The sequence below is a fragment of the Sunxiuqinia dokdonensis genome, assembly GCF_001270965.1.
Taxonomy (GTDB): Bacteria; Bacteroidota; Bacteroidia; order Bacteroidales; family Prolixibacteraceae; genus Sunxiuqinia; species Sunxiuqinia dokdonensis.
Genome location: NZ_LGIA01000160.1, coordinates 1 through 16,284, shown reverse-complemented (window position 1 = coordinate 16,284; position 16,284 = coordinate 1). Strand labels below are relative to the sequence as shown.

The window sequence follows — 16,284 nt, the reverse complement described above, 5'->3', positions numbered from 1 at the left end:
GCGATGTCTGCGAAAGAGCAGGACGGAGACGTGAAAGTGGATTCGCTGTTTCTGGATATGAATTGGAAACTAAAGAATGGGTTCAATCAAAAATAAAAACGACTAAAAGGATATTGTATATGAAGAATTCAAAATTTGCATTGAAGCGTTGGGGCATGGTTTTTATACTGGCAGTCTCGTCCATATTGATTTTTATGTCCGAGGCAAAAGCAGACGGAAAATATGTCCATCAAGGTGCGGGCAATCCGTACCTTCCGTTGTGGGAGCATTTGCCCGATGGCGAGCCCCGCGTGTTTGAAGATCCCGACAATCCCGGAAAATACAGAGCTTACATTATTGGGTCGCACGACTTGAGGTTTACCAGCTATTGCGGTCCCGACATCAGGATGTGGTCGGCTCCGGTTGAAAACTTGTCGGAATGGCGTGACGAAGGTCCAATCTTTACCCACTATGTTGATGGTCAGTGGGATGTGATGTATGCGCCTGATCTTGTTGAGGTGAAAAGAAAAGACGGGACGAAAGAATATTATTTGTACCCACACAGCAGGGGATGGAACCGGGAAGCCATGGTGGCCAAAGGAAGTCGCCCCGATGGGCCGTTTACTCCCATCAACCTGACAGAAGATGGCACCCGCACGGTGCCCGGAAGTATTATGGGTTTCGACCCTGCGGTGTATATTGAATACGTGACCGACCCCAACGACCCCGACTTTGAAATCGGCTTCAGGGCCTATGGATACTGGGGCTTTCAACGATCATTGGCCGCCCAGCTGGATCAGAATACGATGTACTCTTTGCGTCCGGGAACCGAAATAATCGACTACCTTCTTCCCGCCAGTTCCAGGTATGGTGTAATCAGAGATCCGGAGGGCACGGTCTATCCAAACGTTTATCCGGACCAGGATTTGGGTACGTTCAATTTTTTCGAAGCTTCGTCAATTCGCAAGGTTGGCAATAAGTACATTACCGTTTTTAGTGGTTACTCAGGGCCGGAATACGGCGTAGGCAGTTCAAACTCGACCTTGCGTTATGCGGTTGCCGATTCGCCACTGGGCCCATGGAAAAGTGGAGGCGTTTTGGTCGATTCCCGTGGTCCGGTTTTGAATCGCGATGGTTCTAAAATTGAAACGGCCAACGGCGGGCACAATACGCATGGCAGCATTGAGTTGATCAACGGACAATGGTATGTGTTTTACCACAGGCCACCCAGAAATTTTGGTTTTGCACGCCAGGCCGTAGTGGCACCAGTAACGATTCAATGGGACGAAAAGCCTGTTGCTGAAGGTGGAAGTGCTGTGATCAGAGGCTATGATCCTTACGCGAAAGATCAGATTTGGACTTTGAAAGACAGCCAGGGAAATGAATACAAAGGCGCTGAAGTAACTTCCGAAGGTTTCCATATCTATGGTCTCGATCCGTATCAATATTATTCGGCAGGATACGCGTGTTATCTTTCAGATGTCGGGCTCCAGCAAGATTCGTGGGATATTTGGGATAATCATATGCCCATCACGAATATGAAAAATGGCAACATCGTTGGGTTCAAATATTTTGGTTTTGGAGGACTTGACAAAGACACCAAAGGATTGAAAGCTTTCGAAGGAACTAAAAAAGGAAACAAAACGGCGTTCAACCTTTTCCTTTCACCCAAGACTGACAAAAGCTTCAAGGTGAACGTTTGGTTGGATGGTCCCTGGGATAATGCGGCGTGGAAAGGGAAGAAGATTGGCGAAATCGTTGTTCCGGCCAATGCAACACCAGAAACCACAAAATTTACAATTGATGTTTCAAATTTTGTGGATCAGTTAGACAAAAAACACGCCATCTTCCTGGTGGCTGAAAGTACCGAGGCAGGCGCACTCTTCGATTTTATCGGCTTGGGTTTCAGTTCGAACAAAAAGCAAATTGAGCGTCCGGTTGCGCCTGCCGTAAATATTGCGGTCAATGGAAAAGCCATTGAAGTGCCGGCTACTCCGGTTCGTTCAACCAATGAAAATGGCATTGTGGGGTACGATTTGTATGAAGCCAAGGTCACTCTTCCTTCGGGTTCAAGCCAAATTCCAACCGTAACAGCCTCGGGCAGTACAAATGATGTGAAAGTAAGCGTTGAACAGGCGAAGTCGAGGTCAGATGCAGCTGTTGTAACATGCGACTATAAAGGAATCGTAAAGACCTACGAAGTGACGTTCTCTGCTGAATAACCAATTAAAAACGATGGAAATGAAACGAACATACTTGTTGGTATTGGCGATGCTATTCCTGATGCTTAAAGCTGAAGTTTTTGCTCAGGAGCAGCGTGCGCAAAATCCAATCATTCATGCCGATGTGCCTGATATGGCGATGGTTCGAGTTGGTGATACTTATTACATGGCCAGCACCACCATGCACATGGCACCTGGCGTGCCCATTATGAAATCGCACGATCTGGTAAACTGGAAGTTGGTAAGCTATGCCTATGATACTTTGGTTGATAACGAAAAAATGCGACTCGAAAACGGGAACAACGCCTACGGAGCAGGTTCTTGGGCGCCAAGTCTTCGTTACCACAAGGGGGTTTTTTATGTGTCCACTTTTTCGGCTACTTCGGGTAAAACCCATGTTTTCACTACCCGCGATCCTGAAAATGAGCCTTGGAAGGCCACAAGCTTTTCGCCCTCTTTGCATGATCATTCGCTTTTTTTCGACGACGATGGGCGTGTGTACATGCTGTATGCGGGTGGCGACATTCGGATTGTTGAGTTGGAAGCTGACGTGTCGGGGATCAAGGAGGGAGCAATCAACGAGATTATTGTGCCCGATGCCGGAAAAGTTGCTGCAGAAAACCTGATGCTCCATGCCGAAGGTTCACAGCTGATTAAGCACGAAGGGAAATATTACCTGTTCAACATCACCTGGCCGCGCAACGGAATGCGAACCGTGGTGATTCACCGCGCCGATAAAATTACGGGCCCCTACGAAGGGCGCGTAGCTTTGCGTGACCGGGGAATTGCACAAGGATGTATTATTGATACACCCGAAGGCGACTGGTATGCCTATCTGTTTCGCGACTACGGCGCCGTTGGCCGGATTCCCTATCTAACACCGATGAAGTGGGAAGATGGCTGGCCGGTGTTGGGAATCGATGGCAAAGTACCCGATACGCTCGACATTCCAGTTGAAAATATCGGGGTGGAAGAGATTGTGGCTTCCGACTTTTTTAAGCGGAAAAAGGGCGACAACACGCTGCCTTTGGCCTGGCAATGGAATCATAACCCGGACAACCGTTATTGGTCGCTCACGGAACGGAAAGGTCACCTGAGGCTGACCACCGGGCGCGTTGACAGTGATGTGCTTCAGGCCCGAAATATGTTGACCCAGCGGACTTTTGGCCCCGAGAGCTCCGCGGCTGTTTCAATGGATGTGTCGAACATGAAAGATGGCGATTGCGCCGGTTTTATTGCCTTGCAACGTCGATATGGCTTGGTGGGTGTGAAAATGGAAAAAGGGACGAAATACCTGGTGATGATCAGTGCCGAAACGAATGAGCCAGTTGAGCTTGACCGAATTCCTTTGGACAAGAAGAAAGTCCACTTAAAAATTGATTGCGATTTTAAAGAGCGCACCGACAAAGCTTACTTCTACTACAGTCTTGATGGCAAGCAGTGGACTGCAATTGGCGAACCCTTGCAAATGGCTTACACGCTTCCGCATTTCATGGGCTACCGCTTTGGTTTGTTCAATTATGCTACTGAAACTACCGGTGGGTATGTGGATTTCGACTATTTTAAAATAAGTGACCAGCTGACGAAAGTTAAATAGGAGTTTTTAGCCTTTTGATCTTGTCTAAATTTGGTTGACAAGCAAATAATCCCATCAGAAATCCTGGTGGGATTATTTCGCATATAGGTTTAAGATCGAGGATTTGAGGACGAAGAAAATTTTAAATGGTGAGCGGTAAGAAGCCGCCCGCGGTTTACGGAACAAAATCCCGGAACTTATGGTTCACTCGCACATCTTTTTCATCGATTGTTTATGTTCATGATGATCAAGGTGTTTCTTCTTCGCAAATCACGCCGATTCTTGGTATTGTCCCAATTGTTTGCAGAGATTCTTCCGAGAAACTGGATGTTGTGAGTGGCACAAATGATATTGTTCTGATGCTGATGTAATATCAAAATCAGAAGCGGGACAAAAGCGAAAATCTTTCGTTATTAGCCCTTTTTGAGATCCTTTTATTAAGAAGCAAATAGGGATCATTTACATTTTGTCCGGGGTGCCGGTTCAAAATAGAGGAGTTGCAGGGATCATTAATTCTTGTTTTATTTTTGCGCGTCAAACATCAGCCCGGGGGAAATGACACTCGCTGAGCACGATTCGCACAACGTTTGCGAAACTCAAACGAACATTCAATATATAACATCCGTCTTGCTCATGACTGACAAATTGAAAGTCAAAGGAAGTTTTCGGTGATAATTTTAAAAATAAAAGCATTGGTTGATAGTTGTTTATGATTTTTAATGCAGATTTAATAAAAAAAACACTTCGAAATCTTTTGTTTTGAAAAAGATGTCGCTATTTTTGACCCGAAATGCAAGTGTAAAGCTAGGATAAAAGACAAGGCTATACTGACGGCATCAAACACCAAGATTCTTCGTTTCTTAATAATTGAGTCGAAAACAGTCAAAAAGATAAAAAAAGACAAATGAACGCCCATACTTCTGCAAATAAAATGATGAAAATGACATGTACTATGATGTGTATGTGTTGTGGTCTTTTTATGCAGAAGGGGAAAAAGATATGAACTTACTATAAGTTGAAATAACATCATAGGAAAAGCCCTTCTGTAACCCAGAAGGGCTTTTTTTATGCTATTAACAATAAACATCAGAATAGAATGAGAGAAAAAGCTTATCGCAGTGTTATTAAAACAATTTCGTGGAGAACAGTTGGAACCCTGGATACCATTATGATTGCCTGGTTGGTGATTGGACAGCTGGAGTTTGCGGTAACGATTGGTGGAATTGAACTGTTTACCAAGATGGTGCTGTACTATTTCCACGAGCGCACCTGGAACAAGATCAAGTTCGGACGGATAGATGAGTCTGATATTGAATATCAAATTTAGCAATATGGAAAAAAATTATTTGCCTATCGCAATCAACATAGCCGGTGAAAAGATCCTGATCATTGGTGGCGGACAATCGGCCTGGAGCAAAATTCAGATTTTGAAGCGTTTTGATGCTTATGTTGAAGTTATTGCCCTTGAGGTGTGCGATGAGATTAAGAACAGCGATGTTCCTTATACGGTGAAGGCTTATGAAAAGGTGGACTTGAAAGGCTTTCTGATGTTTTATTCGTGCACCAACAATCCGGAACTGGATGCTCAAATTGCCCGCGACGGCAGGAATGCCGGCGTATTGGTAAACATTCACGACCAGCCGGCCTTGTGTCAATTCGTTTCACCGGCCATTTATCAGGATGGTGACATTCGTGTAGCTGTCAGTTCCAATGCCAAAGATGTTTATGCCTCGATTCGAATTCGGAACGAAATCAAAAATTTTTTAGAAACCAAAACACTTAAAGAATAAAAGAGATGAGTATTCAACTTTCCCCCTTAAACGAAGCTCAGTTGAAAGCTTTGCAGCAATTGACACAGGGAGCTAAGCCGGAGCAGGTAATTTGGTTGAGCGGTTATTTTCAGGGCTTGGCCGGAAGTGTTGCTGTAGGTTCGGTCGTTACTGGTGTCAGCCAGTCTGATTCGGCCGTCGCCGTTGAAAAATTGCCGTTAACCATCTTGTACGGTACCCATACCGGTCGTAGCGAAGCGATAGCCAAAGCCTTGTGCGAGCAAGGAAGTACCCGGAATATTGCTTGCCAGTTGAAGCCGATGGACGATTACAAACCCAAGCAGTTAAAAGACGAAAAAAACTTGTTGGTGATTGTCAGCACTCATGGCGAAGGCGAGCCACCCGAAATGGCGGAAGATTTTCATGCCTTTGTCACCGGAAAACGGGCGCCAAAACTCGAAGGTTTGAACTACTCGGTGTTGGCTTTGGGCGACAAGAGCTATAAACTATTTTGCCAAACCGGGATTGATATCGACCACGCCTTTAAAAATGCTGGAGCCAATGAGTTGGTTCCGATCGTGATGTGCGATGTGGACTACGAGGAAGATGCCGCAAAATGGACGACCGACGTACTGGATGAGCTGGCAAAACTTCAACCGGAAACGCCTGGGCAGGCTGCTGCTGAAGTGGTTACTTCAGGTGAAACGAATACCTACTCAAGGAAGAATCCGTTTCGATCAAAAGTGCTCGATAAAGTTCGCATTACCGGGCGCGAATCTGATAAGGAAGTTTATCACCTTGAGCTGTCATTGGAAGGATCAGGAATTCAATACGAACCGGGCGATGCCTTGGGTGTCATCGCTCAGAACCCGCCCAAATTGGTCAAGGAAATTATTTCGACCTTGGGTGTGATCGATAATGAAGTCGTGGAAACCCGGATCGGAAAACTGCCATTTAACGAAGCCCTGAAACATCACTACGAAATTACACTGCTCACGCGCGATGTGATTCAGAAATATGCCGAAAAGACTGGATCTTCCGGGGTTCAGTCCATCGTTGATGATGAAGCCAAACTGGATCAATATCTGTTCGGTCATGATGTGCTGGACCTGTTACATGAATTTCCGGCCAAACTGACAGCCACCGAATTTTTGGATTTGCTTCGTCCGCTGCCACCGCGTTTGTACAGTATTTCATCGAGCCAAAAGGCCTATGAGGATGAAGTTCACATCACCGTTTCGCGGGTGCGCTACGAAAACAAAGGGCGGCAACGATACGGCGCTTGCTCCACTTTTTTGGCCGACCGGCTGGAAGTAGATGATGATGTGCTGATCTACATCGATAAAAACCCGAGTTTTCGACTACCTGCCAATGGCAGTCCCATCATTATGGTTGGGGCTGGAACCGGCATTGCGCCTTACCGGGCCTTCTTGCAACAACGCGAAACCGCCGGGCAGAAAGGCAAAAGTTGGCTGTTCTTTGGCGAGCGCCGCTTTTCTTCTGACTTTCTTTACCAACTCGAATGGCAGAAATACCTGAAACAAGGATATCTCGAAAAGATCGATTTGGCTTTTTCGCGCGATCAGGAGGAAAAGGTGTACGTTCAGCACAGGCTGAAAGAGCAGCAGGAAGAATTATTCCGATGGCTCGAAAACGGTGCCAGTTTTTACCTCTGTGGCGATATGAAGTACATGGCGAAAGACGTTCAGGTCACACTGCTGGATATCATTAAAGTACAGGGTGGTATGACCGACAAAAAGGCCAGGGCTTATTTCAAAAAGCTGAAAAAGGAAAAGCGCTTTATGGCTGACGTGTACTAAAAGCGTTGCGGGAAGTAAATTATTTTAATTTTTTGATTGAACATTGATAAGTATAAAAGCGTATTGGTAGTAAGCATTAACACCAGGATGCCTTACCGTACAAAAAACACTGATAAGATGAGCGAAACAATTGATTGGAGCAAGCTGGCTGAAGTTGAGAAAATAAAATACGACAGCAATTATCTTCGGGGAACCCTGGCTGAAAGTCTGGCTGATCCGGTAACCGGAGCAATTGCTGCCGACGACACGCAGCTGTCAAAATTTCATGGCATATATCAGCAACACGACCGCGATCTGGAGAAAGAACGCAAGCGCCAAAAGCTGGAGCCGGCCTATTCTTTTTTAATACGGGTTCGCCTGCCCGGAGGAGTTACCAGCCCGAAGCAATGGCTTCAGATGGACCGGCTGGCCGATACACATGCCAATGGCACCTTGAAACTGACCACGCGTCAGGCGTTTCAGTTGCACGGGGTGATTAAGAAAAAACTGAAGCCTGCCATTCAAGGAATTAACGAAGTTTTGTTGGATACCATTGCCGCTTGTGGCGATGTGAACCGCAACGTGATGTCGCATGCCAATCCAGCCGAGTCAGATTTGCATGCTGCCGTTTACGAATTGGCCGGTGCACTTTCGGCTCACCTGATGCCGCAAACAAAGGCTTACCACGAAATTTGGCTTGACAAGGAAAAGGTGGCTGACAGCAAAACAGAAGTGGAGCCAATTTACGGCATTCGTTACCTGCCCAGGAAATTTAAAATAGGTGTGGCCATTCCTCCTTACAACGATGTGGATATTTTTTCGCAGGATCTGGGCTTTATTGCCATCGAAGAAAAAGGGAAGCTGATTGGCTACAATGTAACAGCCGGCGGTGGCCTGGGGTCAACTTTTGGGATTCCGGAAGCTTACCCCCGCCTGGCCGATGTGATTGGTTTTTGCACGCCGGAGCAGGCCATTGAAGTGGCAGAAAAAGTGGTGTTGGTTCAAAAAGACCATGGTGATCGGACCAACCGCAAGCAAGCCCGGCTGAAATATACCATCGATCGCAACGGGCTCGACTGGTTTAAAACGGAGGTGAACAAGTACCTGGGTTACGAACTTCAGCCTGCCAAACCGTATGAGTTTTCGCGGAACGGTGATCGCTATGGCTGGAAAAAAGGAACAGACGGGAAATGGAGCCTGAACTTGTTTGTTGAAGGTGGCCGGGTAAAAGACACAGAAGCCCTTCAGTTAAAAACAGCCTTGCGCGAAGTAGCCAAAAAGGTTGGCGATGCGCAGTTTATCCTGACTGGAAACCAAAACCTGATAATTGCCAACACCAGCGAGAAGGATGAAGTCAACCGGATTTTGAAAAAATATGGTGTTTGGCCGGTGCAATTGTCGGGGCTGCGGCAAAATTCAATTGCCTGTGTTGCTCTGAATACTTGCGGGCTGGCTTTTGCCGAGGCTGAACGTTACCTGCCCACGCTGATGGATAAAATAGAAGCCATCCTGGCCGAGCACGATTTGACCAAGCAGGAAATTGTCATTCGGATGACCGGTTGCCCCAATGGCTGTGGGCGTCCGTATTTGGCTGAAATTGGTTTCATCGGAAAATCGCTGGGCCATTACAACCTCTATTTGGGAGGAAATTTCAACGGCACCCGATTGAATACCCTCTACAAAGAAACACTCTCGGAAGAGGAAATACTTGCTGAATTGCGGCCGATCATTGCAGACTATGCGAAGAACAGGAGTGAAGGCGAAGGATTCGGTGATTTCGTTATTCGGAGAGAATATGTGAAAGAAACAAAGCAAGGAAAAGATTTTAAACATTGAAAACCATGGAATTACCGGCAATTTTTATTGGAAGAAGACTTTCGGCGCTAACCCGCAAATGGTTGGTTAGCGAACAGATTAAGTTTATTGAACAGCCCCTGGTCAGGCTTACATACCGGAAACCTGACATTCATTTTTTTAATTCGATCCAGAATTCGGAAAAAAAATGGGTGGTTACCAGCTCTTATGCGGCACATTGGCTCTTACGTTTTGCCTTGAAAATAGGCATGAAAAAAGATGATCTGGTGTATTGTCTTTCTGAGAAGCAGGAGCGGATTTTAACCAAATGTGGTGTGCGCGTTGTTCGGCCAAAATCGCTGAACGCCTATTCGCTGGCCGAATTGCTGGTTGAGCAGAATGACGGTGCCAAGGTAATTTACCTGCGTGGTGACAAATCGCTGAATCCGCTTCCTGAACTGCTGGATCAGAATCAGTTGGACTGGCATTCGGTTGAGGTGTATAAAAATACTTCCATCGAAATCATGATGAACGAGATGTTTGATGGCTACTTGTTTTTCAGTGAAAGCGCTATCAAGAGTTACAAGGCATCGGGCAATTTTCCGCCGCCCAAAGCCCCGGTGTTGGCCAATGGCAACCGCACAGCTCAGGCAGCATGGGCAGAATTTCCTAACTTAGTGCTCGAATCGCATGAGGAAGAAGAACTGTCGTTTGTAAAGTATGCCATTCAGCGAATTACTGAAAAACTCAATGAGCCGGAGCCCAAACACCGGATTATCATTGAATAAATCGTTTGAAGATGAATAAAATATCGATCTTAGGTTGTGGCTGGCTGGGATTTCCCCTGGCAAAAAAGTTGATCGCTGAAGGATTTCAGGTGAAAGGCTCGGTGACAACACGCTCGAAGCTCAAAACATTAAGTGCCGCGGGGATCGAACCCTACAGCCTGGTGTTGGATGAAGAAAAAGTACAACTCAAAGATCCTCGTTTTTTCGACACCGATCTCGTAATTGTCGCGATTCCTCCACGGCGGGTCGATTTTATCGAAACCATTTTCCCGGCTCAAATCAAACAATTGGTTCACTTGCTGGAAGAGCACCGGGTGCCGCGTGTTTTGTTTATTTCATCGACTTCGGTTTACAACGAATTGGGCGGAAAGGCCACCGAGGAGGATGTCTTACTTCCAGAAAAACCATCGGGAAAAGCCTTGGTGATGGCCGAATTACTGTTGTCGGAAAACCGGAATTTCAAAACGACGGTCATACGTTTTGGCGGGCTGATTGGTGCAGACCGTAATCCGGCACGTTTCCTGAAGCGAAAAGTCGATCCGGTAAGCGGACTCAAACCGGTCAACCTGATTCATCAGGACGATTGTATCGGCATCATTCTGAAAATCATTGATCAAGAGGCCTGGGGCGAAACATTTAATGCTTGTTGTCCGGTGCATCCTACCCGGCAGAATTTTTACGAGCGGGCATCGGAGGTTTCCGGTATCGCAGCTCCAGAGTTTAACCATGAGCAAGTGCCGTTTAAGTTGGTTGATAGCAGCAAACTTATTCATCAGTTGAATTACGAATTTAAATACCCAAGCCCCCTGGATTATTTGAATGTGGTTCATATTGGTTAGAATTATTTTTGTACCCAAATTTTCACGTTTTTGCTGACGTTTGCGTCTAACAAAATTTCCATGTCAAATTCGAAATTTCAAATTCCGGAATCGCAATCCGAAGGTCATCTGATCTCAATTGTGGGCGCTGGCCCTGGAGATCCGGACTTGCTTACTGTACGAGCCCTGCGCCGACTGGAGCAGGCTGATGTTATTTTGTATGATGCCTTGCACGGAACTGCTATTTTGGATTTGGCCAGCCCCAAGGCCCGTAAGATTTATGCCGGAAAGCATTACCAGGACGGACAACACCAAACGGAGCGTCAGGATAAAATTCATGAGCAGTTGAAGCAATTTGCCTGCGAAGGCAAGCGCGTGGTACGCCTGAAAGCGGGCGATCCTTTTATTTTTGGGCGCGGGGCCGAGGAGTTGGCTTTTTGTTTACAGCAAAATCTTCGGGTGGAGGTGGTGCCGGGCATCACGGCGGGATTGGCAGCCGCCACTTGCTTCCACATTCCGGTTACCCTGCGCAATGTTAATAGTATGGCCTTGTTTTACACGGGGCACAAGCGCAATGGTGGTTTTGAAAATATGGATGAAGTCGCTTCGATCGTGAAAGCCAACGCTCCGGTGATGGTTTATATGGGCCTGAAAAACCTCGTACTTCTGTCCAACGAATTAATGGCCCGCGGCGTGTCGTCCGATGTTCCCATGCAAATTGTCAGCAGGGTCGGGCATCCCGATCAGCAGCTCTTCACATCGAGCCTGGGCAACATTGAGTCAGACTTAAACCAAATCGAACCGCCCATGCCTTCTGTTATTCTTATTGGAACCCATGCTCATCAGGTGAACAGTACCTCCATTCTGTAATAATTTAATAACACCCTGGTAGCCATTTGTTTTTCATGAATTCTTATGGTTCATTGTAAAATCTTCGCTAGAAAAAGATGTTTTGGTCTTAATTTCGAAACATTTGAGGATTTAGAAAGTATCAAGCATATAAACACATCTAAATCTTCGTGTTATGAATAAAGTCTATTTGTTTTTCCTTGCCTTGAGTCTGGTGTTTACTTCTTCGTGCGAAAAAACCGAGTTGCAGGACGATTTCCAGACGGATGTCGAACTCAAAAGTGCCCAAATGAAAATAACGCGGAATTTCCGGGCGCATCTCTCTTCCGATCAGGAGGTTCCTCCTGTGGAATCCATGGCTACCGGACAAGCCACGTTTCAACTAAGCAAAGATGGCGAAACCTTGAGCTATAAGCTGATTGTTGCCAATATTGAGGATGTTTTGATGGCACACATCCACATGGGACCGGCTGGTCAAAATGGGGGAGTGGTGGCCTGGTTGTATCCCGCAGGAACTCCACCAATACTGATTCCCGGAACGACGAACGGAATTTTGGCCGAAGGTGAGATTACGGCGGGTGACCTTGTTGGTGCTTTAGCTGGAGGCGAGCTTAAAGATTTGCTTGATCAGATGGCATGGGGCAACACTTACGTCAATGTGCATACCTCCATGTATACAGGTGGTGAAATTCGCGGGCAAATCAGCGGTGGAAAATAATCGGGAACAAGCTACGATTGGTAAGCCTCTCAAACATTTGGGGGGCTTTGTTTTTTTCGTGAATGGCCGTTTGGCAAATTCCCGGCCCTGCGGCGGGCGGATTACTTTGTCTTTTTTTGAACTGATGCTTCCTTGTAGCTGTTTATCTGCTGAAAGATTAAAAAGAAGACCAGAAATCGAGCCATGGAAAACACGGTATATGCCCAAGGGACTGTTTGTAAGGGGCGAGTTTTCCGGCAATAGCCGGTTTGATGTTCACAAAAAAGCGATGAAGGTTGGTACGAGAATTATACACCGTTGATTTGAAACGATAAATATATGAAATCAGTATTCACACAAGTACAAAATGCACTGGGGAGACCTTACGATGATTTGGAGTTTTTACTACAGTGCTTTTCCGAAGTATTGGCTGAGAGCGGCAAGCAAGAGTTGGTGAACCTGATTCCCTGGATTAATTCGCCACGGCAGCCGGACGAAAAGCTGCTGCTTAGCAATGATTACATTCACCTGCTCTCGATGTGTTTCCAGCTGCTCAACCTGGTTGAGGTGAACGGAGCCGTGCAAAGTCGCCGCGCAAAAGAGCAGGACAACATGAGCCGGGTCAATGGTTTGTGGGCCATCAACTTCAAAATGTTAAAAGAAAAAGGAATTTCTGAAAAGCAAATCCTGGAAGTTTTACCCGAAGTGTTGGTTGAACCGGTGCTTACCGCGCATCCGACGGAGGCCAAACGTTCGGTGGTTTTGCAGGAATACCGAAAGTTGTATTTGCTCTTGGTGAAACGCGAAAACCAAATGTACACGCGAATTGAGCGGGAAGACATTCGCGACGAGATCAAGCAAATCCTTCATCGCTTATGGAACATTGGCGAAATTTACATCGAAAAGCCCCGGCTTGAATCGGAACTCGATAATATATTGCATTACCTGACCGATGTGTTTCCTGACGTGGTTGTCTTTCTGGATAAACGTCTGAAACAGGCCTGGAAAGAGTCGGGTTTCGACGCTGCGCTGCTGAATGACACCGACCTGTTTCCCGGCTTGTCGTTTGGCAATTGGGTAGGGGGCGACCGCGACGGGCATCCGCTGGTGAGTGCCGAAATTACCCGGATGACCCTGAATAAGTTGCGGATTCATGCCTTTATCATTGTCAAAAAAGAACTCCTTGCCCTGGCGCAAAAACTAAGCATTTACCTCGATATTCAACAGGTTGGCAAAGCATTTCGCGATCGGGTAGCTCACTTGTCTAAGGAGCTGTCGGGGGATGGGCAACGAATTCTTCAGGAACATAAGAAAGAGGTTTTTAAGGCGTATGTGCAACTTTTGCTTCATAAACTTCCGATTGACTTGAGCCAGGAATACAATATGACCCTGGAAGATCGTGCGAACAGTTATCAAAATTCGGATCAGTTGGTTGAAGACCTGGATTTTTTGGCCGATGAACTGGAGAAATATGGAATCCCCGAAGTGGCGCAGGTTGATGTGGGCCGTTGCAAGCGACTGCTCCAGGTTTTTGGTTTCCACCTGGCCCAACTCGACATCCGGCAAAACAGCCAGTACCACGAAAAAGCGCTTTCGCAGCTGGTCACCGCGTCGCTTGGCGAAAGCAAGGAAAACAGGATTGAGGCAGTTACCGGGGGGAAGAGGGCTTTTCTGGACAAGGAATTAACCATCAACCGCCCCTTTTTGGTCGATCATTCCGGTACGGGCGAAGAAGCCCGTAATGTGATTGAAAGCTTCCAGGTGGTCAGCAATCACATCAACAAATACAGTCGCCGGTCCATTGGCAAGTTCATTATTAGCATGACCCGCAACACCGAAGATTTGCTGACTGTTTATTTGTTTATGCGCGAAGCGGGCATGACTTTAAAACATGGCGATTTGCTCGCGGCCAAATTGCCGGTGGTCCCGCTGTTTGAAACCATTGAAGACTTGCAGGCCAGCACCAAAATTATGGATGATTATCTGAGCCATCCGGTGGTGATGAACAGCCTGAAATACCAAAGTGAGCGGGCAAAATCAGACATACTTTACCAGGATGTGATGATCGGCTACAGCGACAGCAATAAGGATGGCGGAATATTAGCCAGCTCCTGGTTTTTACACGAAGCCCAGCAAGCTCTCACCAAAGTGGGGCAGAAGCATGGCGTGATTATCCGGTTTTTTCATGGCACCGGCGGAAGTATCAGTCGCGGTTCGGGGCCTTCGCACTGGTTTGTGAAAACCTTGCCACAGGGTTCAATCAACGGAAAACTGCGGGTAACCGAGCAGGGCGAAACCATCGAGCGCAAATATGCACACAAGGTGAACGCCGCCTACAACCTCGAATTGATGCTGGCCAGCGTCACGGCGCAAACCCTGTTGCACAAACACTTGCCGGAAGAAAATGACGCGGTGGCCGACTTGTTTCATAAGTTGGGCGAACGCGGACGCGACTTTTATCGCGACCTGATTGGCGATCCCGATTTCATTCGATTTTTTGCCGAAGCCACGCCCATTGATGTCATTGAGTCGAGCAAGATTGGTTCGCGTCCGGCCCGGCGGACGGGCAAGCGGAGCATGGACGATTTACGCGCCATTCCCTGGGTGTTTAGCTGGGCGCAGTCGCGCTTCAACATTACCAGCTGGTACGGCGTGGGATCGACCCTCAAGGAAATGCAAACGCAAAATTCGCCTGAGTTTGAGCAGTTGCGTAAGCTGGTCAAGTACCACCCATTTGTCCGCTACGTCGTTACCAACCTCGATTCGAGCCTGGCGGCCACCGACGAGGGCATCATGGCAAAATATGCTGGTTTGGTTGAAGACGTGGCGATCCGCGACCGGATGATGAGGAAAATCAGTCAGGAATTGAAGCTGACCCGCGACATGTTGTCCGAACTACTTCAGAAACCGTTTCAGGAACGGAGAAAAAATCATTACTTTTCAACGCTCTTACGGGCCGAAGCGCTGAATCATTTGCACGAAGCCCAAATTGAGCTCCTCCGGAAATGGCGAAACAGCCGCAGCAAGCAATTGCCCGGAGAAGATGATCACCTGTTTGCTTTGCTCCAATGCGTTAACGCCATTGCCAACGCCCTTGGATCAACCGGATAATAACGATTGAAAATGAGTAGTACAATTGATAAGCGTATCCGAACGCTTTTTCCCGACGCAGCGCCTTTTGAACAAGTGCTGGAGGGTTATTTCCAGCTCATGACCCAAGCGCATGGCCTGGATGTGGATCAGACGATTGCGGCAGTTTCGCTTTGCCCCGACGAGTTGAACAACCCCGTGATTGAAAAAATCCGCGAGCTTTTCGGACACGTCTTTCATTTGGGTGGCCTCACGGGCTATCCGTTTACCGGCGAAACCGGATTCAACGCATTTGGCGATCACATTCCCGATGCCGGAACCGCCTTCATCTTTTTTGGGCCACACCTGGGGATTACCGAAAATAGCTTAGGCTATGTACACCGGCCGGGCCAGGCCCGCGACACCCTTTCGTGCGGGGCGGCTTTTGGCGCCTACCAAATGCTGCTCAACGGTCAGCAGCTTGGGACAGAGCAGCAAGCCGACGACTACCAGCAAACGCGGGTACGGCAAATGCTCGCTCCCAAGCTGGACACGATTCCCCGCCACCAGCCCGAGCTGGCCCTGCTCAATATCTTGTTTGAAGAGAGCCACGCGTTTGTCGTCAGCCAATCCACACGAATCAAAGAAAGATTTCAGGCCGAACAAATCATTTTGTTGGGCGCCATGATTTTGAACACCCCCCTCGATATGCCCGATTATTTGCAAGTGAAGTATTTCGAAGCGCTGTAAGTGGAAAGCCGCTGTTTCGCGAGGGTTTTATTTCGGATGAAGCCCTCACTGGCAGGCTATTCGGCTAATTGATCGGATGACTTCGAGTCATCCGATCAATAATAGAAATGATAGCTTTTTGAACCGGGCACGTTTTCGATGCCGCGGGCATCGAATGTTTATAGAAACACAGCA

General features: G+C 47.3%; 12 protein-coding genes. All 12 read left to right on the top strand.

Annotated features, from left to right (window positions below):
• Positions 1-119 precede the first annotated feature (119 nt).
• The 12 genes from NC99_RS12105 (at position 120) to NC99_RS12045 (ending at position 16,110) form a co-directional block, all read left to right on the top strand.
• A complete protein-coding gene (locus NC99_RS12105) occupies positions 120-2,201 on the top strand; it encodes a hypothetical protein (RefSeq protein WP_053184017.1) in 2,082 nt (693 codons plus the stop codon).
• Between the two features lie 19 nt (positions 2,202-2,220).
• Positions 2,221-3,798 carry a glycoside hydrolase family 43 protein gene (locus NC99_RS12100; protein WP_053184065.1) on the top strand — a complete coding sequence of 526 codons (1,578 nt, stop codon included), beginning with the start codon at positions 2,221-2,223 and terminating at the stop codon, positions 3,796-3,798.
• Between the two features lie 1,075 nt (positions 3,799-4,873).
• Positions 4,874-5,104: a DUF2061 domain-containing protein gene (locus NC99_RS12090; RefSeq protein ID WP_053184013.1), complete on the top strand. Its 231-nt coding sequence runs from the start codon at positions 4,874-4,876 to the stop codon at positions 5,102-5,104.
• 4 nt (positions 5,105-5,108) lie between these two features.
• Entirely contained in the window at positions 5,109-5,567 is a 459-nt protein-coding gene (locus NC99_RS12085) for a precorrin-2 dehydrogenase/sirohydrochlorin ferrochelatase family protein (RefSeq protein WP_053184011.1), read from the top strand.
• A gap of 5 nt (positions 5,568-5,572) precedes the next feature.
• On the top strand, positions 5,573-7,366 hold the full coding sequence (locus tag NC99_RS12080) for an assimilatory sulfite reductase (NADPH) flavoprotein subunit (protein ID WP_053184009.1): 1,794 nt from the start codon (positions 5,573-5,575) through the stop codon (positions 7,364-7,366).
• Between the two features lie 117 nt (positions 7,367-7,483).
• A complete protein-coding gene (gene cysI / locus NC99_RS12075; RefSeq protein WP_053184063.1) occupies positions 7,484-9,181 on the top strand; it encodes an assimilatory sulfite reductase (NADPH) hemoprotein subunit in 1,698 nt (565 codons plus the stop codon).
• A gap of 5 nt (positions 9,182-9,186) precedes the next feature.
• Entirely contained in the window at positions 9,187-9,927 is a 741-nt protein-coding gene (locus tag NC99_RS12070; protein WP_157624843.1) for a uroporphyrinogen-III synthase, read from the top strand.
• Positions 9,928-9,938: 11 nt separating this feature from the next.
• Positions 9,939-10,766: an NAD(P)H-binding protein gene (locus NC99_RS12065; protein WP_053184005.1), complete on the top strand. Its 828-nt coding sequence runs from the start codon at positions 9,939-9,941 to the stop codon at positions 10,764-10,766.
• A gap of 60 nt (positions 10,767-10,826) precedes the next feature.
• Positions 10,827-11,615: a uroporphyrinogen-III C-methyltransferase gene (gene cobA, locus NC99_RS12060; RefSeq protein WP_053184002.1), complete on the top strand. Its 789-nt coding sequence runs from the start codon at positions 10,827-10,829 to the stop codon at positions 11,613-11,615.
• A gap of 154 nt (positions 11,616-11,769) precedes the next feature.
• Entirely contained in the window at positions 11,770-12,312 is a 543-nt protein-coding gene (locus NC99_RS12055; RefSeq protein WP_204374982.1) for a CHRD domain-containing protein, read from the top strand.
• Positions 12,313-12,630: 318 nt separating this feature from the next.
• The gene (locus NC99_RS12050; protein ID WP_053184000.1) at positions 12,631-15,402 is read left to right on the top strand and encodes a phosphoenolpyruvate carboxylase; all 2,772 of its coding nucleotides are present in this window, start codon (positions 12,631-12,633) and stop codon (positions 15,400-15,402) included.
• Positions 15,403-15,414: 12 nt separating this feature from the next.
• Positions 15,415-16,110, top strand: a complete 696-nt coding sequence (locus tag NC99_RS12045; protein ID WP_053183998.1) for a hypothetical protein — start codon at positions 15,415-15,417, stop codon at positions 16,108-16,110.
• Positions 16,111-16,284: the final 174 nt, after the last annotated feature.

What these genes read in the sequence shown, in the direction of transcription:
- NC99_RS12085 (WP_053184011.1), top strand. Translation starts at nt 5,109, where the DNA reads ATGGAAAAAAATTATTTGCCTATCGCAATCAACATAGCCGGTGAAAAG.
- NC99_RS12050 (WP_053184000.1), top strand. Translation starts at nt 12,631, where the DNA reads ATGAAATCAGTATTCACACAAGTACAAAATGCACTGGGGAGACCTTAC.
- cysI (WP_053184063.1), top strand. Translation starts at nt 7,484, where the DNA reads ATGAGCGAAACAATTGATTGGAGCAAGCTGGCTGAAGTTGAGAAAATA.
- NC99_RS12055 (WP_204374982.1), top strand. Translation starts at nt 11,770, where the DNA reads ATGAATAAAGTCTATTTGTTTTTCCTTGCCTTGAGTCTGGTGTTTACT.
- NC99_RS12045 (WP_053183998.1), top strand. Translation starts at nt 15,415, where the DNA reads ATGAGTAGTACAATTGATAAGCGTATCCGAACGCTTTTTCCCGACGCA.
- NC99_RS12065 (WP_053184005.1), top strand. Translation starts at nt 9,939, where the DNA reads ATGAATAAAATATCGATCTTAGGTTGTGGCTGGCTGGGATTTCCCCTG.
- cobA (WP_053184002.1), top strand. Translation starts at nt 10,827, where the DNA reads ATGTCAAATTCGAAATTTCAAATTCCGGAATCGCAATCCGAAGGTCAT.
- NC99_RS12080 (WP_053184009.1), top strand. Translation starts at nt 5,573, where the DNA reads ATGAGTATTCAACTTTCCCCCTTAAACGAAGCTCAGTTGAAAGCTTTG.
- NC99_RS12090 (WP_053184013.1), top strand. Translation starts at nt 4,874, where the DNA reads ATGAGAGAAAAAGCTTATCGCAGTGTTATTAAAACAATTTCGTGGAGA.
- NC99_RS12070 (WP_157624843.1), top strand. Translation starts at nt 9,187, where the DNA reads ATGGAATTACCGGCAATTTTTATTGGAAGAAGACTTTCGGCGCTAACC.
- NC99_RS12100 (WP_053184065.1), top strand. Translation starts at nt 2,221, where the DNA reads ATGAAACGAACATACTTGTTGGTATTGGCGATGCTATTCCTGATGCTT.
- NC99_RS12105 (WP_053184017.1), top strand. Translation starts at nt 120, where the DNA reads ATGAAGAATTCAAAATTTGCATTGAAGCGTTGGGGCATGGTTTTTATA.